Annotated in this window: 18 protein-coding genes; 11 read left to right on the forward strand and 7 right to left on the reverse strand. The window is 41.4% G+C overall.

Translation table 11 applies throughout. From position 1 onward, the window contains the following. Positions 1–9 precede the first annotated feature (9 nt). Complete coding sequence (locus AWN68_RS07545) at positions 10–900, reverse strand: 3-hydroxybutyryl-CoA dehydrogenase (RefSeq protein ID WP_068413565.1); 891 nt, start codon at positions 898–900, stop codon at positions 10–12. A 104-nt stretch (positions 901–1,004) separates the two neighbouring features. On the opposite strand from AWN68_RS07545, the gene AWN68_RS07550 reads away from it, so the two are divergent. The 6 genes from AWN68_RS07550 (at position 1,005) to AWN68_RS07575 (ending at position 9,643) form a co-directional block, all read left to right on the forward strand. Further along, positions 1,005–1,679, forward strand: a complete 675-nt coding sequence (locus AWN68_RS07550) for a copper homeostasis protein CutC (RefSeq protein ID WP_068413568.1) — start codon at positions 1,005–1,007, stop codon at positions 1,677–1,679. A gap of 71 nt (positions 1,680–1,750) precedes the next feature. After that, positions 1,751–3,205, forward strand: coding sequence for a Na+/H+ antiporter NhaC (nhaC, locus tag AWN68_RS07555; RefSeq protein WP_068413571.1), 1,455 nt, complete (start codon positions 1,751–1,753; stop codon positions 3,203–3,205). Then, a complete protein-coding gene (locus AWN68_RS07560; RefSeq protein ID WP_084362798.1) occupies positions 3,195–4,385 on the forward strand; it encodes a trans-sulfuration enzyme family protein in 1,191 nt (396 codons plus the stop codon). The genes nhaC and AWN68_RS07560 overlap by 11 nt, the downstream gene beginning before the upstream one ends. 585 nt (positions 4,386–4,970) lie before the next feature. Beyond that, entirely contained in the window at positions 4,971–5,528 is a 558-nt protein-coding gene (locus AWN68_RS07565) for a hypothetical protein (RefSeq protein ID WP_068413573.1), read from the forward strand. A gap of 1,053 nt (positions 5,529–6,581) precedes the next feature. Then, entirely contained in the window at positions 6,582–6,911 is a 330-nt protein-coding gene (locus tag AWN68_RS07570) for a PadR family transcriptional regulator (protein WP_053224537.1), read from the forward strand. Further along, entirely contained in the window at positions 6,911–9,643 is a 2,733-nt protein-coding gene (locus AWN68_RS07575) for an ABC transporter permease (protein WP_068413576.1), read from the forward strand. Before AWN68_RS07570 ends, AWN68_RS07575 begins: the two co-directional genes overlap by 1 nt. Positions 9,644–9,760: 117 nt before the next feature. Here AWN68_RS07575 and AWN68_RS07580 read toward each other — a convergent pair whose 3' ends face one another. Further along, the gene (locus AWN68_RS07580) at positions 9,761–10,249 is read right to left on the reverse strand and encodes a hypothetical protein (protein ID WP_068413579.1); all 489 of its coding nucleotides are present in this window, start codon (positions 10,247–10,249) and stop codon (positions 9,761–9,763) included. Positions 10,250–10,576: 327 nt separating this feature from the next. On the opposite strand from AWN68_RS07580, the gene AWN68_RS07585 reads away from it, so the two are divergent. Then, the gene (locus AWN68_RS07585) at positions 10,577–11,191 is read left to right on the forward strand and encodes a DUF2306 domain-containing protein (RefSeq protein ID WP_068413582.1); all 615 of its coding nucleotides are present in this window, start codon (positions 10,577–10,579) and stop codon (positions 11,189–11,191) included. Here the strand turns inward: AWN68_RS07585 and pgl are convergent. The 3 genes from pgl to AWN68_RS07600 all read right to left on the reverse strand — a co-directional run bounded on the left by pgl (position 11,180) and on the right by AWN68_RS07600 (position 13,361). Continuing rightward, complete coding sequence (gene pgl / locus AWN68_RS07590; RefSeq protein WP_068413585.1) at positions 11,180–11,896, reverse strand: 6-phosphogluconolactonase; 717 nt, start codon at positions 11,894–11,896, stop codon at positions 11,180–11,182. The genes AWN68_RS07585 and pgl overlap by 12 nt on opposite strands. A gap of 12 nt (positions 11,897–11,908) precedes the next feature. Beyond that, complete coding sequence (locus tag AWN68_RS07595; RefSeq protein ID WP_068413588.1) at positions 11,909–12,790, reverse strand: mechanosensitive ion channel family protein; 882 nt, start codon at positions 12,788–12,790, stop codon at positions 11,909–11,911. Positions 12,791–12,875: 85 nt separating this feature from the next. After that, entirely contained in the window at positions 12,876–13,361 is a 486-nt protein-coding gene (locus AWN68_RS07600; RefSeq protein ID WP_084362799.1) for a gluconokinase, read from the reverse strand. Positions 13,362–13,464: 103 nt separating this feature from the next. Between AWN68_RS07600 and AWN68_RS07605 the strand changes: the two genes are divergently transcribed. Beyond that, complete coding sequence (locus AWN68_RS07605) at positions 13,465–13,878, forward strand: OmpA family protein (protein ID WP_157716125.1); 414 nt, start codon at positions 13,465–13,467, stop codon at positions 13,876–13,878. Between the two features lie 8 nt (positions 13,879–13,886). Here AWN68_RS07605 and AWN68_RS07610 read toward each other — a convergent pair whose 3' ends face one another. Next, on the reverse strand, positions 13,887–14,597 hold the full coding sequence (locus AWN68_RS07610; protein ID WP_068413598.1) for a flavodoxin family protein: 711 nt from the start codon (positions 14,595–14,597) through the stop codon (positions 13,887–13,889). A 232-nt stretch (positions 14,598–14,829) separates the two neighbouring features. Then, positions 14,830–15,021, reverse strand: a complete 192-nt coding sequence (locus tag AWN68_RS07615) for a CsbD family protein (RefSeq protein WP_068413601.1) — start codon at positions 15,019–15,021, stop codon at positions 14,830–14,832. Between the two features lie 260 nt (positions 15,022–15,281). Here AWN68_RS07615 and AWN68_RS07620 point away from each other — a divergent pair, with 260 nt between their 5' ends. From AWN68_RS07620 to AWN68_RS07630, 3 genes are read left to right on the forward strand one after another with little or no spacing between them, the layout of a single operon-like run. Continuing rightward, a complete protein-coding gene (locus AWN68_RS07620) occupies positions 15,282–15,611 on the forward strand; it encodes a PadR family transcriptional regulator (protein ID WP_068413603.1) in 330 nt (109 codons plus the stop codon). After that, the gene (locus AWN68_RS07625; RefSeq protein ID WP_068413606.1) at positions 15,608–18,223 is read left to right on the forward strand and encodes an ABC transporter permease; all 2,616 of its coding nucleotides are present in this window, start codon (positions 15,608–15,610) and stop codon (positions 18,221–18,223) included. The genes AWN68_RS07620 and AWN68_RS07625 overlap by 4 nt, the downstream gene beginning before the upstream one ends. 31 nt (positions 18,224–18,254) lie before the next feature. Continuing rightward, entirely contained in the window at positions 18,255–19,463 is a 1,209-nt protein-coding gene (locus AWN68_RS07630; protein WP_068413609.1) for a BaiN/RdsA family NAD(P)/FAD-dependent oxidoreductase, read from the forward strand. The last annotated feature ends 69 nt before the right edge of the window (positions 19,464–19,532 follow it).

Raw genomic sequence — 19,532 nt, forward strand, 5'->3', positions numbered from 1 at the left:
GTGATTTCCTTATTTCTTAAACTGCTTTGAAACAATCAGCTCTTTGGTGCCGTGGTTCCAAGAATAGAAACCTTCGCCAGATTTTACGCCTAAATAACCAGCGGTTACCATGTTCACCAATAGCGGACAAGGAGCGTATTTCGGGTTACCGAAGCCTTCGTAAAGCACATTCATAATAGAAAGGCAAACGTCTAGCCCAATAAAGTCAGCCAGTTGCAATGGCCCCATCGGATGCGCCATGCCTAGTTTCATTACCGTGTCAATTTCTTCAACACCCGCCACGCCTTCAAACAAAGAAATGATGGCTTCATTGATCATCGGCATCAAAATACGGTTGGCCACAAAGCCAGGGTAATCATTTACTTCCACAGGCACTTTGCCCAATTTCTTTGAAGTTTCCATCACCAAAGCCGTTACTTCAGCCGAAGTAGCATAACCATTGATGACCTCTACCAATTTCATTACCGGAACAGGATTCATAAAGTGCATTCCAATCACCTTGTCAGGTCTGTTGGTGGCCGCACCAATTTTAGTAATTGGAATAGAAGAAGTGTTGGAAGCCAAAATACATTCAGGCTTGGTGAAGGCGTCTAAATCACGGAAGATTTTAAGTTTGATGTCTACGTTTTCGGTAGCCGCTTCAATCACCAAATCTGCATTAGCTACGCCAGTTTTAAGGTCGGTGTGGGTGGTAATATTCGCTAAAGTCGAATTTTTAGTGGCTTCGTCAATTCTTTCTTTGGCCACCATTCGATCTAAATTCTTTTCAATGGTCTTTACGGCCCTTGCCAAAGCGTCAGCAGAAATGTCTACCAAATTTACAGCAAAGCCGCTTTGCGCATAAACATGAGCGATTCCGTTGCCCATTGTACCTGAACCAATTACTGATATATTTTTCATAACCTATGTTTGATTTTTCTATCCTAAGCACAAATATAAAAGGGTGTTTAAGAAAATTGTTTCATCAGCGGGTTTATTGCCAAAGCTATTTCCATATTTGCCCTATGCTACTTGAAATTTGTGCCAATTCCATAGAATCTGCCCTCAACGCCCAAAACGGTGGAGCCGATAGAATCGAACTCTGTTCGCACCTAGAAGCCGATGGACTCACGCCCAGCCACGGTTTGATTAAACTGACCAGAGAACTGCTTCAAATTCCTGTATTTGTATTGATCAGGCCACGTGCTGGAAATTTTGTGTACTCCAATATGGAAATGGAACTCATGAAAGAAGACATTCGCCATTGTGCCGAAATGCGCTGCGATGGCGTGGTGATTGGTTGCCTCAATGAGGATAGAACTATTAATGATTATCAGACGGCAGAACTGCTGGAATGTGCCAGTTTTCTAGACGTTACTTTCCACAAGGCTTTCGACCAAGTTCCCAACCCTTTCGAGGCGCTGGAAACATTGAAGGAAATCGGGATTCAGCGTATATTGACTTCGGGAACCGCCCCAAACGCTTTAGAAGGGCTTGACATGATAGGTGAGTTGATTGAAGAAGCCGAAGGTGAAATGATTATTATGCCGGGCGGAGGCGTGAGGCCTAACAATTTGGAACGCTTATTTGAGACGGGCGCTACGGAATATCACAGTGCAGCCATTCCGAAAAACGAGAGCACTACCAGCATAGAAATGGTGAGGGAATTGAAGCGAATTTTACAAATGGCTCAACAGTAGTAAGGAGATTTTTCCGCATTGATCATTGCGCATCAAAAGAGCCTCCTTATCTTATCCATATTTTTTAGACTATGAAGGAGCAAAAGAATGTTGAAGTAAAATTTTACCATGCCGTATTGCCGGTGGCCTTTCTGTCCATCATGATTGGCTACGGCTTGATTCTTCGGCCACAATTCCTAAATCAAGAAGCTTTTCCGCTTGAAATCGTGTTCTTATTGGCTTCGGTTTTTTCCATTTCCCAATTGCTCATTATGGGTTTTGCTTGGGATGATATTCTCAAGGCGATTGTGAAGAAACTTGCCAAAGGCTTACCTGCCATCCTTATCCTTTTTGCCATTGGGGTAATCATCGGCTCGTGGATCATTAGTGGCACCATTCCAATGCTGATTTATTACGGCATTAAAATGATCAATACCGATTACATCTATGTGCTGTCCTTTCTGATTCCCATTATTTTCTCCACCCTTACGGGAACCTCTTGGGGCTCGGTGGGTACAATTGGCGTGGTGCTGATTGGAATGGCAGGCGCTGTCAATGCCGATTTAGCCATTACGGCTGGCGCGATAGTAGGGGGCGCTTATTTTGGCGATAAAATCTCTCCGCTTTCCGATACCACCAATTTGGCGGCCATGGCAGCCGAAACGGATTTGTATGATCACATTCGATCCATGATGTACACGACATTGCCCTCTGCACTTATTGCCGCAATCATCTACTTTGTGATGGGCTTTGTAAAGCCTGTGGGCGATGGTCAAGTGGATACGGTGCAAATCACAGCTACCCTTGTTGCCATTGAATCCATGTTCAATTTTAATGTGTTCTTGTTTATTCCTCCGTTGATTGTGCTTTACGGTTCTATCACCAAAAAGGGCACCTTGCCCACGCTATTGGCTTCTTCTATGGTGGCCGCAATTTTGGCGCTCATCTTCCAACAGTATACTATGGACGATGTGATCAATACGCTCAACAAGGGTTTTGATACTTCGATGGCGACTTGGATGACCACAGTGCCCGAAAACATTGTGACGCTCTTTACCCGAGGTGGACTGTACGAACTGAGTTTTGCCATAATGCTCTCCTTTGTCATTTTTACTTATGTGGGCTCTATCGATATGATTGATGCCATGCCACGTCTGGTCAACCGTATTTTCTCCTTTGCTAAAACAAGGTCTTCGGTCATTATTTCGTCCTTATTTGCGGCTGGCTTTACGAACGCGACCACCTCTAACCAAAGTGCGACCAGCTTTATTATTGGCGATGCTTTTGGTAAGAAATACGACCAGTATAAAATCCCTCGAAAGGTGCTTTCTCGTTCGATTGAAGATTACGGCACCATGCTCGAAAATATTATTCCTTGGACGACCACGGGCGTGTTTTTAGCCGCTACCTTAGGCGTGGCTGTGGGCGATTATTGGCATTGGCAACTCATGACGTTGATCAATTTAATCATAGCGCCATTGCTCGCCATTACAGGAAAAGGATGCTTTTATAATGAAGTGAAAGAAGGTAAATCAGATGAAAAATAAACAACCCATTCAACCCGAAACATTATTGGCACACGATGCGGAAAGGCATCCCAATGGAGCTGTTGTGCCTCCAATTTTTCAAAACTCACTTTTTACTTTCGAAAGCTGGGACGATATCGATCATGCCTTCGATCATCGATTGGATAGTTTTATCTATACGCGTGGTAAAAACCCAACGGTGAAAATGGTGGAGGAGAAACTGGCTGCACTGGCAGGAGGGGAGAAGGCGCAACTGTTTCCTTCGGGAATGGGGGCCATTTCGGCTGCGGTAATGCACTGCATTAAGGCTGGAGATCATGTGGTGGCGGTGAAGAACTTGTACGGACCAGCCAATAACTTCCTCACGGCATATTTGAAACCCAAGTTCAATCTCGAAATCACTTTTGTTGAAGGCAAGGCAGTGGCTGAGTTTGAAAACGCAATTCAAAGTAATACCAGTCTCATTTTTCTTGAAAGCCCTTCTTCTGCAGTTTTTTCATTGCAGAATATTTCAGCTGTGGCAGCATTGGCCAAGTCGAAAGGCATTAAAACCATAATCGACAATACTTGGGCCACGCCATTGTTCCAAAAGCCTTTGGCCATGGGCATCGACCTGGAAATGCACTCTTGCTCCAAATACATTGGCGGCCATAGCGATGTGGTGGCGGGCGTATTGATTGGCAAGGCCGAATTGATTGATTCCATTTCACTGCGAGAATACGAATGGATTGGGGCTAAAATGGCGCCTTTCGAAGCATGGTTGTTGCTGCGCAGTTTACGCACGTTCACTGTTAGAGTAAAGCAGCACCAAGCCAACGCAAAAGTGGTAGCCGAATTTTTAGACCAACATCCAAAAATAGAATTGGTGCGCTATCCCGGGCTCGATCATTTCGATCAGAAGGAGTTGGCGCATCAGCAAATGACAGGCTTTACAGGATTGATGGGCTTTCAGTTGAAAACTACCGACCTGCCGAGCATTAAAAAATTTGTGAATTCACTTGAGTTATTTCAAATAGGGGTAAGTTGGGGCGGACATGAGAGCTTGATTTATGCGCCTGCCATCAGTTATTTAAAAGAACTCAGTCCCGATCAGTTTGAAGCCCTCGGGATCTCTTTGGGAGATATGCGGATTTCTGTTGGCCTCGAAAATGCTCAAGACCTCATTGAGGATTTGAATCAGGCTTTGGATGGGATTGTGTAACCGTTATTAAACCGCAAAGAACGCTAAGTAACGCAGAGAGTACAATTCACCGTCACTCTGAGGTTGCGCTTGAAGAGCGAAACCGTGAGAGTCTGTACGAGATTGCGGTTAAGTAATCAGTGAGATTGCTTCACGTATGCTCTTTCACTTCGATATGCATTTACAGGTTCGCAATGACGGTTCAGTTGGCGTTTGTGGTACAAGTGTATAGGTTTTATGGTGAGCAATCGGTCACTGTCATTGCGATGAATTAGCAGCCGCTAGGCAAGAATTCAGAAGCAATCTTATCTGAAAAGGATATCAAGATGCCGTACCTACGAAGCTTAATATTCAACGAAACTTTATTGCTACAAATAGGTCATTCCTAAGGGACTAGTTAACGCTATTTCTCGCGTTTTTCATTACTAGCTCTTTGCGAAACTCTGCGCGCTTTGCGGTTAAGTAATCCGTGAGATTGCTTCAGGTATGCTCTTTCGCTTCGATATACATTTATAGCTTCGCAATGACATTGTCTAATTTAAAAAGAAGACATGCCTTAAATTCAAATAATACCCATATCATTGTTTAATATATAAACCATAGCGCATGAAAAAGTTGTTGATTTTAATCTTGTTGCCTATCCAGATCATGGCACAAGATCTCCCAGGTTCTGTAAAGTTTTGGAATACATTACAAACGCATTGCGGAAAATCCTATGAAGGTGAAATCACTGCCGGAGGAGTAGAAGGCGATGGTTTTATGGGAGAGAAACTCGTGATGCATGTGCGTTCTTGCGAAGAAAACAAAATCAGAATTCCATTTTTTGTGGGCGAAGATAAATCTCGTACTTGGGTTTTTACGATGACAGAAGATAAGCTCATTCGTTTAAAACACGACCATAGACATGAAGACGGTACCGAAGATGAAGTCACACAATATGGTGGTCTAAGCTCCAATACAGGTTTGGATAACATTCAGTTTTTCCCTGCAGATCAAGAAACTTCAGACCTAATACCTTATGCCTCTAACAATGTTTGGTGGGTGACAGTAGATGACAAAAGCTTTACCTACAACCTAAAAAGAATAGGAAGTGATCGCGTATTCTCAGTAAAGTTTGGCCTTACTAAAGAGGTGAGTACTCCAAGTGCCCCTTGGGGGTATTAACGACTTTTATTAAACCGCAATGAACGTTAAGTAACGTAGAGGTGACTTGAGGTGACTTGAGGCGTTCTTTGAGGGATACCGAAACAAGTTCGGCATGACGCTCCGAATAAGCTTTTTTGGACAGTCATCCTGAACTCGTTTCAGGGCCCGTTTGCTACTATTGAAAACATCAGAACTTTAAAACTCGCACGGATGTCCGCCCTTCTTACCTTTGCGAGGCTACGGCAAAGCGAGGTGGGGCAGTAGGTGGGGGACTTGTGCTAAATATTGATTTTAGAAACACAGAAGTGATTGACTTAAATCACGTGAAAAGATTCCTACGGAATGACTTATGAAATAACATTAAATACCAGGATTTAGGGAGGGTAGATTAAAGGGTGCCAAAACAAGTTTAGAGTTAAACTCCTAAGTGTCATTTAACTACTGTGCTTTTGCGAAACTCCGTGCCCTTTGCGGTTAAGTAAACTGTGAGATTGCTTCACGTATGCTCTTTCACTTCGATAAGCATTGGCAGGTTCGCAATGATGGTTCAGTTGGCGTTTGTGGCGCGAATGTTAGGGTTTTGCGGTGAGGCATCGGTCACCGTCATTGCGATGAATTAGCAGCCGCTAGGCAAGAATTCAGAAGCAATCTCTTTAATAAGCTATATGTACGCAGCTCAATTCGCAGCGTATACATTTTGTAATCTTTGCACAACTCCGCGCCCTTTGCGGTTAATCCATCATTGAGATTGCTTCACGTAAGCCTATTCACTCCAATAAACTGTATAAGGTTCGCAATGACGTTGAGTAGGTATTTGTTCTGTTTAGGGTTGAGTTTTGCAGTAAACCATCGGTCACCGTCATTGCGATGAATTAGCAGCCGCTAGGCAAGAATTCAGAAGCAATCTCTTTAATAAGCTATATGTACGCAGTTCAATTCGCAGTGTATACATTTTGTAATCTTTGCGAAGCTCCGCGTCCTTTGTGGTTAGAACTATCAGTCAATTTCATAGTCGCTATTGCAAAATCAATCTATTACTTATAACTTTGTATAACATACAATGTATAACTAATGAAAAACAAGGGGCTTGGTGAGTTCGAAGAGTTGGTGCTTTTGGCAGTCTGTATTTTAAAAGGGGAGGCTTATGGCATTAATGTAAAACAGGAAGTAGAAAAGCATAGCGGTCGCTCCATACTTTTAGGCGCGGTACACATTACTCTCTACCGTTTGCAAGATAAAGGTTTGCTCAAATCTGAAATGGGCGGCAACACCGAAAAACGAGGCGATAGACGCAAACGCCTATTTGAAGTCACTCCTTCGGGCATGCGCCAATTAGAAGCCGCTCAAGATGTTCGCCAAAAAATGTGGCAATTGATTCCGCAACTTAATGCAGGTCACTAATGCCTAAGAAGAAATTCAATACGCCTAAACTCGCCAATTGGTTGGCGGCTAAGTGCATCAATAAAATGTACTTGGAAGAGTTTTTAGGGGACTTACAAGAAATTTACGAAGACAGAATGCTGGTCAAAGGCAAGCGGTATGCGCGGTTCATGTATTGGATCGATGCCCTCCATTTGCTTATAGGATTCTCTTCTTTTTCACTTTTCAAAACTCAAAGTAATAACACCATGATGATCAAAAACATGTTCAAAATTGCCTGGCGGAATGCCATCAGGCAAAAGCAATTTACCGTGCTCAATCTGCTCGGTTTAATGATTGGAATTAGCATTTCGCTTACGATTGGTCTTTTCATTCACCATGAAACTACCTACGATACGTTTCTACCCGAGGTAGATCGGGTGTACCGTGTTAACCAGCCCAACATATGGTCTGATTGGACCACCCAAATGTCGAACACTGGGCCAAATGTGGCCGTGGCTTTGCGAGAAGAAGTACCAGAATTCGAGGAAGTCACACGAATGATGTTCCTAGGCTCACAAATCACCAATTATAAAGCCGAGGCTAAAAAGGACAAGTCCTTTGAAGAAAGCGCCTTTTTCGCTGTGGAAAACAACTTTTTCGAAGTTTTTCCTTTTGAGTTTTCTGAAGGAAACCCAAAAACAGCCATTGAAGCACCCAATAGTATGGTAATAACTCAAAGCACTGCCGAGCGCTATTTTGGTTATGAAAGCGCCATAGGAAAAACGCTTGAAGTAAAACAATGGGATAATACCTGGCAAAGCTTTGTGGTGACGGGTGTTTTGGTGGATGTACCAAGTAAATCTCACCTACAGTTTGATGTTTTAGTGTCGCTGAACAGCTACCAGGCCCAAATGGACCGTGACGGTTGGAAATGGATCTGGACGGCTTTTGCTACTTATGCAAAGGTGAATGGCGGTAATAATATGGCTGCCTTGAGCGATAAGATTCAGGCCATTCCCCCTAAATATGCCCCTGCAACCACGGAACGAATTTTCAACCAGAGTTTTGAAGAGTTCACGGCTGGTAATCCTTGGAAATTGACCTTACAGCCTGTGAAAGAGATTTATTTGTCGGAAGAACCTCCTTATAATGCTTTTGGCCCAGTGGGTAATCCGCAGTTTGTCAAGGTGTTTATGGCCATTGGGATTCTGGTCTTGGTGCTTTCCTGCATCAACTTTATGAACCTTTCTACAGCCCGTTCTTCCAATCGCGCCAAGGAGGTGGGCATCAGAAAAGTGCTAGGTTCCGAAAGAGGTACTTTGATTAAGCAATTCATCTTTGAGTCTACCTTGTTTGTGGCGGTAAGCACAGTGGCGGCACTCTTTATTGTCAATTCATCTTTGGGCTGGTTCAATGCCATTTCGGGGAAAGAGTTATTACTTACGCCTTATTTAAGCCAACCAACTTTTATTGCGGTGCTACTGGTTTTCGTTTTACTCTTGGGTTTTATCTCAGGAAGTTACCCAGCTTTCTACCTGTCTTCCTTCAAACCGATTCAGGTATTGAAAGGTAAAATGAGTGCAGGCTTTAAAGGGAAAGGCATACGAAATGGTTTGGTGGTTTTTCAATTCACCATTTCCATGACGCTGATTATTTGCACCTTCTTTGTTCAGAAACAGCTGAACTATACTTCCAATTTAGATTTGGGTTTTGCCAAAGAGAATGTTTTACAAATCGGCAATATTGAGCAAATGGGCTTCGATACCGAACGCCTAAAGACTGAGTTGGCCACTATGCCAGCCTTTACCAAAGTAGGAAAATCCTTTGGTGTACCGCCTTATGTTGACTCGGGTGATCGGTATAGATCTACGGAGCCAGAGGCGCCTGTGGTGGCTTTGAGCAACTTACGTGTAGAAGCGGATTACCTGGATGTATTGGGATTAGAGTTTTTGGCAGGTCGTAACTTCGATCAAGCACTGACTACCGATCAATACAAAGTGATTCTAAATGAAGAAGCTGTGAAGGTATTGGGTTGGGGAGGAGATGATCCGACTAGTGCCGTAGGTCAATTTGTGGCTTTGGCATCGGGCAGCGAGGATAAATTCGAAGTCATTGGCGTGGTGAAGGATTTTAATTTTACGAGTGTACGCGAAGCAATTGCTCCCCTGATTTTCATTAATGTTGATAACGACAAGGTGTGGGATTATGGCGCTGGCCTTTCTTTCTATTCCATGCGTTTGAACCCTCAAGTTGTAGCTAATTCAGAAGATTTACAGGCTGTACTAGATCGAGTCGAAGCAAGTATTAAGGCAGTGGATGCTACCATTCCTTTCGAATACAGTTTCCTGGATGATGACTTTAAAAATACATTTCAAGAAGAAAGCCGAATGAGTTTAGTACTCAATATTTTCACTGTAATGGCCTTAATCATTGCCTGTTTGGGCCTATTCGGTTTAGCAGCTTTCTCTGCCGAACAAAGACTGAAGGAACTGGGCATCCGCAAAGTTTTGGGAGCCAGAGTTTCGGAACTGGTGCTGCTGTTCTCTTCTGAGTTCACCAAACTATTTTTGATTGCCATGGTACTGGCATCACCCATTGCTTACTTCTTAGTTGATCAGTGGTTGAGTGATTTTGCTAACCGTACACCTATCCATATTTGGGTGTTTGCGGTGTCTACATTAGGCACCTTGGCCATTGCCATTGCAACGATTAGTTATCAGTCGCTTAGGGCTGCCCATAAAAATCCAGTAGACACATTAAGGAGCGAGTAACATTGGTTTTCATCTCAGATTTTAGGAATAACTAAGGTCTGAGATATTAATTTTGTATTTACGCTTGGTTTTTTTTGCGGGAAAGAGTTGATCTAAAATGTGGTGAGTTCAAGGTCTCTATTCAAAGAGCTCATCGGTTACATAAAAATAGAACTTACGTGTACGTGCTCTTCTATTGTCATCCCATGGCCTCGTTTTGTTCCAAGCCTTGTAGGCAGTTAAATCAATATTGGCTTTCAAAATATTTCCATCCACTATTTTGTAGATATTCAAATAGTGAATCTTTGAGTTGAGTTCATCGCTGGTCATTGCTATTTGACTACCCAAAGAAACGTGGTCTAGAATCTTATGGTCAGGCCCACCATACCAATCATTATTATGTTTTCCTAGTGAAACGGAATCGCTTTTTATGGAACTCAAGATCTTTAATTGATTACTATTGCTGTCTTCAAATACTTGGTTTTCAGTAGAGTAAGAGATGTATATAGTGTCGGAAGTTTCATTCTCGATGTATGCACTCTGATCGGTGTACTCTATATCAGGAGATGTGTCCGTGCATGCACTGAAAACGAGAAGTACAAAAATCAAAGAAGTTAGCTTTTTCATGGAGTGTGTTTTTATTGGGTATAAATGTAATTATTACCTTTCTATTTATGTAGGGTTGATAAGATTTAATTTTGTATTTCTTGTCAATATCTTGTTGGTCACAAATCGGTTTGGCATTGCTCTTAAATCTAAAGTGGGAGATGTGGATTAAGGCTCGATTGAGAGATTGATGAATTCAATATATCATCTTGATTACAGTAGATTTCCCTTTTGAATGTCACTTTTATTTTCATTCTAGAGGTCTTATCTTGTAGCGTGAGCAAGCCTATTTTTTGACTGACATTAGGTCTGCCCAATAATTGTGGGAAGATATTTTTTAAATGATTTATGATGAAAAAGTTTGGCTGGTTTATTATAGTCTTTTTTGCCATAGGTGTTGGCTTGTACCCTTTGGGCTACATATTCACAGAAAATCTAGAGCAATTCGGTCTGCTTTCCCAAAAGTCAGAAGCTGTTAAATCCGGTCAATTATGGAGGGTGTTGTTCAATATCCACATTTATCTTGGGGGATTTTCTTTGTTGATAGGCTGGTCTCAATTCATGAAGAAATTCAGAAATAAGTACCTCAATTTTCATAGAAATCTGGGTAAAGTATATGTGATCGCTGTATTGATAAGTGGTTTAACAGGGCTTTATATCGCTTTCTATGCTGAAGGGGGATGGGTTTCGAAACTGGGCTTTCTCGGCTTGGCTTGTGCTTGGTTGTACACTACTGTTCAGGGGTATAGGACGATACGAAAAGGGGAGGTTTCCCTTCATGAGAAATGGATGATCAGGAGCTATGCAGTTACTTTTGCGGCAGTTACGCTTCGCATTTGGTTGCCAATGTTTCAAGTAGGTTTTGGAATGGACTTTATCTCCGCTTATGTGATCATCGCTTGGCTTTGCTGGGTACCTAATTTGCTTTGGGCTGAATGGAGAATACGAAGACTAAAGCTGTAATTTTCCAGCGGCTGCTTTATCTAAAAACCGAATTAGTTCACCATGCGTTGGCTTGATGTAGGAGGCCGGGTAAAGTTCACAATGGCCAGTGATATTTATAATCTCATTTACTTTTTCAGCTTTGGCTTCACCTACCACCAAAAAGCAAACTTCCTTGGCATTGTTAATTACGGAACCCGTGAGCGTAATTCTTTTCTGACCAGAGGTTGGATGTTCCGCTACAGAACAAATTTGCTTTGAAGTAAGCAACTCCATTTGATGAGGAAAAATTGAAGCGGTGTGACCATCTTCACCCAAACCAAGCATTATCAAATCGAATTGTGGAAGGCCGTTGATTGAAGGCAAGTTTTCTGTGATCAATCGGCTGTAACGTATGGCTTCTTTATCTGGGTTGTTTTCACCTAAAACACGATGAATATTTTCTTCAGGAATCTCTAAATGTTGAAAAAGGTATTCATGTGTCATGCCGTAGGTACTCTCCCCAGAGGTAGGAGGCACACAGCGTTCATCTCCCCAATAGAAATGAAGTTTAGACCAGTCAATTTTGTCTGAATATTTCTGAACAAGAATCTCGAATAATAGCTTAGGTGTTGACCCTCCAGAAAGCCCAATATTCAAGCGATTGACATCGTGCTGTTTTTTACACAGGTGATCGGCAAAGGCTTTTGCGGTAGTTTCAGGGTTTTTGAAGATGCTTATTTCCATTGAATCAAAATCTTAATTTTTATTCATATTGGTGACTTCTATTGCAGCTGAAGCTATTTTTAATTTGCCATTGCTAGCCTTAATGGCTTCCAAAATCTTAATGTAGAGCATGTCTTTTGTTGTTCTACGCATTTTATAGTTTACAATGTATCGTAGGGTAAAGGTCATCCAACTTTCATCAAACGACATACTTACCATGGGGGTGATTTGTGCATTTTCTACGTAGAGACTTTGGGTCATTTTATTCCAAGCGTTTTGAGAATTTTTAGTAAAATCACCCAAAGATTCCTCCATAATGGTGAGAAAAGTATCTTTAGCGTATTTATAATCCGATTCGGTTTTAAGAGGGATTCTCATTTCATCCCATAAAAAGGGAAAGTCAGCGGAATAGTTAAAAACAGGCTCTTTAAATACAAAGCTGTTCGAAATTCTTACGATTCTACCATTGTAAAGATCGCCATTTACCCATTGCCCTACTTCCATTAGGGTGGTGCGTAAAACGCCAATGTCCATTACATCACCTTTAATTCCACCCAACTGAACACGGTCGCCAGTTTTATAGAAATTGCCAAATACGATGGCCAGCCAACCCGCTACGCTGGTGATTACTTCTTGCAAGGCAAAAGCAATACCCGCACCCGCCACACCTAGGGCAACACCAAAACCGCCTAAACTATCGCTGTACACTGTGATAATAAGAATAACAGTCAGGAAATAGCCTATGAAACTCGTTAGTTTTTTAGTTCTGTGTCGATTATCGGCTGCTTTGATTTTTCCTATGAACTTGTTTTGGATAAACTTGATAAGGATCCAAATGACCGTAATGCCTAAAAAAATGAGCACCAAATTACTAATGGTGGGGTTATTCATGATTTCTTTAATACTCTCTTCCATAAGGACTCATTTGTGCTTTGTGAAAATACCTAAAGTCTGCGAATAATGATGGTTTTGACTAAAATCCTTTAACCATAAATTCATATCATCTACTCTTTAGCCGACCTTCAATTTCTTCTAAGATCTTATCTACACTGTTTTCAGTATTTACAATTATTGCATCTTTTGGTTCTTCCAAAATAGCCAACTGTGATTGAACTAGGAGTTGCTGTAATGTTTGAGGTTTTCTATCTGCCAAATGTCTTAAGGCCTCTTCTTCTGAAGTCTTTAAGTAGACCAAGTCAATGGTTAAGCGCTGAGATAAGTAATCGCGATACGATTGTTTTAAAGCTGAGCAAGACAAAATAAATTCAGACCTGTGAGCATTAAGTATATGTTCTACTATTGAAGCTAACCAAGTCCAATGGTCGTCATCATTCAATGAAATTCCACTGCTTATTTTTCTGATATTCCCCTTGGGTTGAAAGTCATCAGCATCGAGAAATGGGATATGTAAAGATTTGGAAATGGCTTCTCCAACAATGGTTTTTCCTGCCCCTGAAATACCCATGATCACGATTAATCTCTTCATTTTGCTTTCTAAAATTACCGAATATCAGAAAAATATGGGTTGCGCGTTACCTTTGGTTTTATTAAAGATGTATAAATCATTTTTATGCTATAAATTAAGGGTAGTGAAGAGCCTCTTTGTCGCCATATTGATTTTCGGTTGTCTGTCTACCAATGCCCAAGGTGTTGGAGACCCCTCTTATATTCGGAGTGTCTTTTTTAGAGGAGGAAGTTCTTATGTTAGTTCTCAGGAATCTAAACAGTTACTGGCTTTTCTTGATTCCATTCCAAACGTACATAATTTCCTGATTACCGTACATAGCCACACAGATGATGTAGGCGGAAGCGAATACAATGAGTTACTTTCCGAAGCGCGAAGTCAATCGGTGATTAAGTTGCTTTTAAAAAAGGAAGACATTAAAAAAGAGTCCATTGAAATCAAGGATTTTGGACTCTTTAACCCTACCTACGACAACTCCACTAATTACGGAAGGCGCATGAATAGGAGGGTAGACATCATTTTTTGGCTCACTATTTAGCGAAGTTTTTATCTATATTCTGGGTTTTCAAAGCTCCATCTGTTACCATTATCCCAATCTTTTCTGGAATTTCCATAAGCTGAATACCCCCCCGCTTCTTTTAACATTTTGCCCAAATGCATTAGGTTGTAAGTCATAAAGGTGGTGTTTCTATTAGTGAAGTCATTTTGGCTGGCATTAGACTCTTTGTCTAAATAACTTGGTCCAGGACCTATTTCGCCTAGCCATCCACAATCAGATTGAGGAGCTACCGAGTATCCAATGTGTTGTAGAGCGTAAAGAATTGACATGGCATTATGTTTCACACCATCTTCATTTCCGGTAATTACGCAGCCACCCACTTTGCCATAGAAGAGGTATTGACCTTTGTCGTTTTGCATGCCACTCATGGCATAAAGTCGTTCAATCAGCTTTTGAGCTACCGATGATTTTTCACCTAACCAAATAGGTGTACCCACAATAAGAATATCAGCGTCTAAAACTCGCTTCACCAGTTCAGGCCATTCGTCTTTTTCCCAACCATGCTCGGTCATATCAGGATAAACACCCAAAGCCACTTCATGGTCAACCAATCGCATATGGTCAACAATGACTCCTTCCTTTTCCATAATGTCCATGGAGACTTTCATGAGTCCATGGGTATGGCTTACCTCTGGTGATTTTTTAAGGGTACAATTGATAAACAATGCCTTTAGCGATTTGAAATCTATTTTGTTCATAATGTATTTATGTTTTTGTAAACAGTTTAAGCTTATTCGTTAGAATAAGCCAAGTAGATGAGCATAAGGAGGTCGGCTGAGGGACCTATTGATCAATTTGATTCAAGAAAGCGAATCAAGGATGGTTATACTTTGCGAAGTATAGACAAAAAGGTGACCCAAAGTAGGTTTTCAACCAAAACATGCCGTCAAGATTATTCCTCATCAAGCCACCCTTTATGATTTTGGGTTTTTATAGGGAATCAATGAATTTCTTCACTGCTTCTTTAGATTCACCCGTTTTTTCCTGAATTCTACCAAGAAGTTCATCTTCCTGACCTTCAGCATAAGTTAAATCGTCATCGGTAAGGCTGCCATACTTTTGCTTCACTTTACCTTTTAATTGATTCCAATTTCCTTTGATTTTATCTGTTGTTGCACTCATGATTTTTAAATTTTAGTGATACCTCCATAGTTGCAACAGCCATTCCGTTATTTATGTGTTATGTTTAAGTGTCTGTTAAATAGAGTGTTGAGTGTTTTTTTTCTAAATATGAAACTTATGTTTACGTGTGACTTTTCTACAAAGCATGGATTTCATTACACATGTTGTTGGTCATGTGGGTATAAATAAAAGCTAACCTTTGTAACCTTTTAACGAGTCTTGAGTATATTGTTTACAAAAGTGATGATAATGTTAATTCAATGAGAGGGACACACCTAGGAGAATTCGAAGAGCTTGTACTTTTGGCGGTTGCCGCACTTAATGATAACGCTTATGCTGTGGTGGTGAAAAGCGAAATAGAAGAGAAGGCCGATCGTAAAGTGAACATCAGTGCCATTCATACCGCCTTATATAGGTTGGAGGAAAAGGGCTTTTTGGAATCCAGCGTTGGAGGGGCTACAAAAACAAGAGGAGGGAAGAGTAAGCGTTTTTTTAAGGTCACCGCTTACGGCTTTAAATCCTTGAGAGAAGCCCAATCATTGCGTCAGTCCTTTTGGAATGTAATTCCACAGTTATCAACTCAAAAATGAAACAACAACAGCCTCCTGTACTATTAAGGAAATTACTGAAACGGATAATAGCTCCGGAAATCTACGATGAAGTAGAGGGAGATTTAGCCGAACTTTTTCAAGAGCGATTACATGAAATGAGCATGAAAAGGGCCAAATGGCGCTATTTTATTGATGTCCTTTGCTCACTCCGCAATTTTGGTTTAAAACGAAAACTCACATTTTATAATCCACTGGTCATGTACAAAAACTATTTCAAAATCACCTTCCGAAATTTGCTCAAATACAAGGGCTATTCATTCATTAATATTTTCGGGCTTGCTTTGGGTATGGCTTCTTGCCTACTCATTCTTCTTTTTGTCAACAACGAACTCAGTTTCGATGGTTTTCATGAAAAGAAGGACAATATCTATCGACTAGACGAGGTGCAGAGCTTTGGTGCTGTTTCAGAACAGAAGGTAGCCTTATCTATGTATCCCATGGGGCCGAACCTATTAGCTGATTATCCTGAAATCACGGATTTTACTCGCTATTGGACATTGGGCAGGACATTGGTTCAATACAAAGATCAATCGCACTATACCGAAAACCTTGTTCGAGTGGATACTTCCTTTTTGAAGATGTTCGATTTTCAGATGATAGAAGGAAACAGGTATTCCGTATTTGATGAACCTAACAATCTGATTTTAAGCGAAACATTGGCCAAGCGGATTTTTGGAGACGAAAACCCAATTGGCCAAATTATTAGAACTGGAGAGGGAGATGAGAATCAAATAAAGGTCACAGGCGTGTTCGCAGATGTGCCTGATAATTCTCATTTACAATTCGATGCTTTGACGAGCACTAAACTTTGGGATTCAGAACAAAGAAGAAATGGATGGGGATCGAATTACCTCAATACCTATTTGCAGCTGGCGAATAACACAGATGTAGAAAAGCTTGAAGCCAAGTTTGATGACTTTTTAGTAAAATATATGGGCGAAGAGGTGTTGGAGTTTTACTCCCTATTTCTTCAACCTTTGTCCGATGTTCATTTGGGCTCCATGGACATTACGCACGACTACAATAACCACAAGAAATTTGCGCGTAGCTCAGTAAACATATTTCTGATTTTGGCATTTTTTGTTCTGCTCATTGCCAGTATCAACTTCATGAACCTTTCTACTGCAAGAGCAGCTACTCGATCTAGAGAGGTCGGTGTTAGAAAGTCAATAGGGGCCTATAAAGGACAGATTACGGGGCAGTTTATGATGGAGTCGATCATGCTTTCATTCATGGCGCTCATTATTGCTTTTTTATTGAGTTTTGTCGCCATTGGGCCTCTGAACGGAATTATAGATAGAAATCTTGAGCTATCGTTTTTCTTCCAACCACTCCACCTTATTCTGGTTTTGGCTATTGCTATAGTCATTGGTTTCTTATCTGGGGTATATCCCGCTTTGGTGATGTCTGGTTTCAATACTGTAATGGCTTTGAAGGGCAGCGGAATGAAGTCTGGTAAATCCTTTTTCAGAAATGCGTTGGTCGTGTTTCAATATGCTATTGCTATCGCTATTATCATTGGTACTGTGTTGGCTACTCAGCAGCTTAATTATATGCAGAACCTCGATTTGGGCTTCAAAAAGGACTTGGTGGTTACTGTCAACATGTATAATGATACCAATTCGAAATACGAATTATTCAAAACGGAATTGAGGAATCAATCTAACATTACCGATGTAACCGCTACTACGCAACGATTGGGTAATAACCTACACCAGACAAGCATTCAATACAGGGCTGACACCGCTTTGATTAATGGATCTAGTTCGTTTGTCGTGGTAGACAACAATTTCATGGACTTCTTTGAAATGGAAATTTTGGAGGGCAGGGCTTTGAGTGATCAATATGCTAATGATAAAGCAGGGTTGAGTTTTGTTGTGAATGAAACCTTGGCCAAAGAGTTAGGAGCAGGAGATCGAGAAGTACTGGGGATGCCATTCCATTTTGGCGGAAACGACACGCTTGGAGCCATAGTTGGGATTGTAAAGGACTTTAGCTACAATAAGCTCAATTTGAAAGTAGAGCCACTTTTCATGAGTCAACAACCATGGGGTTGGAGCGAAGTAGATGTGAAACTTAGAGCAGATAAATTACAAGAAGGCCTTGCTGAAATTGAAGCAGTATGGTCTACACTATACCCTCAGCGTCCGTTTGAGTATCAGTTTTTGGATGACCACATCGATAAGATGTACCAGTCGGAGCAACAGCTGACAAAGGTGATCAGTATACTGTCTGTTTTGGCCATTATCATTGCTTCCCTTGGACTCTTCGGCTTGGCTTCCTTTACTGTTAAGCAACGTTTGAAAGAAATGGGAATTAGAAAGGTGTTGGGTGCTTCAGTAAGCCAAATAGTAATGATCCTTTCCAAGAAATTCACCGCTTTGGTGTTAATTGCATTCATCATCTCAGCGCCAATCACTTATTATATGATGGACCAATGGTTAGCGAGTTATGCCAACAGTATTGGTATAGGCATCGGTATTTTTCTGATGGTGGGTATTGGTTCTTGGCTGATTGCACTACTGACAGTGAGTCTACAGTCCTATCGCGTGGCTAGTTCAAACCCAGTTGAAACTTTAAGGATAGAGTAAGGCATTGAATTAGTCTTTCTATCTTTGGGCTATGCCCCAAAATATAGCAGTTATTGGAGGAGGGGCGGCAGGATTTTTTGCCGCCTTTTCTTGTAAAGTTCACTTACCCGATGCTAGTGTCACCATTTTTGAGAAAACTGGGAAGTTACTTTCTAAAGTAAAGGTTTCTGGAGGCGGGCGCTGTAATGTGACGCATGCTTGCTTTAATAATAATGACTTAGTTAAATTCTACCCAAGAGGAGGAAAGCAGCTTAAAAAGGTGTTCGGGCAGTTTACGACAACCGATACCGTGGCATGGTTTGAAGAAAGAGGAGTGGAGTTGAAAGCCGAAGCTGATAACCGAATGTTCCCGACCACCGACAGCTCTCAAACGATTATTGACTGCTTTTTAAGAGAAACAGATAAGTTAGGAATTCAAGTGGTACTCAACGCTAATGTAAATTCCATTCAGCCTAAAGGTTCTGGTTTTGATTTACAAATTGGAGAAAAAATTCAGCACTTCGATAAAGTGATTGTTGCTTCAGGCGGAAGCCCAAAAGCACAAGGCTTTGATTGGCTGAAGGATTTGGGGCACGAGATTATTACTCCTGTGCCTTCTCTCTTCACTTTCAATATGCCCAAGGAGCCTATCAAGAACTTAATGGGACTGTCGGTTCCAAATGCTACTGTGCGCGTTCAGGGCACTAAACTTCAGCAATCGGGGCCATTGCTCATTACTCACTGGGGAATGAGCGGCCCAGCCATATTAAAAACTTCCGCTTGGGGGGCTAGGGTATTGGCTGACCTTGGTTACAATTTCAAGATCCAGGTGAATTGGTTAGGAGCAATGAATGAGGAAGAGCTGAGAACTTGGTTTGTCAATTCCCTTCAATCCATTGGGAAAAGGAAAATCAGAAATAAGAATCCGTTGGATTTACCCAATCGACTTTGGGACTTCTTTCTGGAGAAAGTAGAGGTTGACGGTGAAGGCATTTGGGCTGAAATCGGTAAGAAGAATCTCAATAGATTAATCAATCTTCTTTTGAACGATACCTATGAGGTAAAAGGAAAAACGACCTTTAAGGAAGAGTTTGTGACCTCTGGGGGTGTGGTCTTGGCCGATGTTGATTTCAATACCATGGAAAGCAGGAAATGCTCAGGTTTATTCTTTGCGGGAGAAGTGATTGATGTGGATGGCGTCACGGGAGGTTTTAACTTTCAAGCCGCTTGGAGTACTGGTTTTGTAGCAGGGAAATCTTGAGCATAGATTCATTAGGCACAAAAAAAGAGCTCCTGATTCCTCAGAAGCTCTTTTGAGTTATGATTGAAA

Origin of the sequence: Roseivirga echinicomitans, assembly GCF_001592935.1 — a bacterium.
Classification (GTDB): Bacteria; Bacteroidota; Bacteroidia; order Cytophagales; family Cyclobacteriaceae; genus Roseivirga; species Roseivirga echinicomitans.

Bases quoted from the DNA above. Each gene is read 5' to 3' on its own strand.
- AWN68_RS07595 (WP_068413588.1), bottom strand. From the start codon at position 12,790: ATGGAAGAGAGTATTAAAGAAATCATGAATAACCCCACCATTAGTAAT.
- AWN68_RS07600 (WP_084362799.1), bottom strand. From the start codon at position 13,361: ATGAAGAGATTAATCGTGATCATGGGTATTTCAGGGGCAGGAAAAACC.
- AWN68_RS07630 (WP_068413609.1), top strand. From the start codon at position 18,255: ATGCCCCAAAATATAGCAGTTATTGGAGGAGGGGCGGCAGGATTTTTT.
- AWN68_RS07625 (WP_068413606.1), top strand. From the start codon at position 15,608: ATGAAACAACAACAGCCTCCTGTACTATTAAGGAAATTACTGAAACGG.
- AWN68_RS07620 (WP_068413603.1), top strand. From the start codon at position 15,282: ATGAGAGGGACACACCTAGGAGAATTCGAAGAGCTTGTACTTTTGGCG.
- pgl (WP_068413585.1), bottom strand. From the start codon at position 11,896: ATGGAAATAAGCATCTTCAAAAACCCTGAAACTACCGCAAAAGCCTTT.
- AWN68_RS07585 (WP_068413582.1), top strand. From the start codon at position 10,577: ATGATGAAAAAGTTTGGCTGGTTTATTATAGTCTTTTTTGCCATAGGT.
- AWN68_RS07550 (WP_068413568.1), top strand. From the start codon at position 1,005: ATGCTACTTGAAATTTGTGCCAATTCCATAGAATCTGCCCTCAACGCC.
- nhaC (WP_068413571.1), top strand. From the start codon at position 1,751: ATGAAGGAGCAAAAGAATGTTGAAGTAAAATTTTACCATGCCGTATTG.
- AWN68_RS07615 (WP_068413601.1), bottom strand. From the start codon at position 15,021: ATGAGTGCAACAACAGATAAAATCAAAGGAAATTGGAATCAATTAAAA.
- AWN68_RS07545 (WP_068413565.1), bottom strand. From the start codon at position 900: ATGAAAAATATATCAGTAATTGGTTCAGGTACAATGGGCAACGGAATC.
- AWN68_RS07610 (WP_068413598.1), bottom strand. From the start codon at position 14,597: ATGAACAAAATAGATTTCAAATCGCTAAAGGCATTGTTTATCAATTGT.
- AWN68_RS07580 (WP_068413579.1), bottom strand. From the start codon at position 10,249: ATGAAAAAGCTAACTTCTTTGATTTTTGTACTTCTCGTTTTCAGTGCA.
- AWN68_RS07560 (WP_084362798.1), top strand. From the start codon at position 3,195: ATGAAAAATAAACAACCCATTCAACCCGAAACATTATTGGCACACGAT.
- AWN68_RS07565 (WP_068413573.1), top strand. From the start codon at position 4,971: ATGAAAAAGTTGTTGATTTTAATCTTGTTGCCTATCCAGATCATGGCA.
- AWN68_RS07570 (WP_053224537.1), top strand. From the start codon at position 6,582: ATGAAAAACAAGGGGCTTGGTGAGTTCGAAGAGTTGGTGCTTTTGGCA.
- AWN68_RS07575 (WP_068413576.1), top strand. From the start codon at position 6,911: ATGCCTAAGAAGAAATTCAATACGCCTAAACTCGCCAATTGGTTGGCG.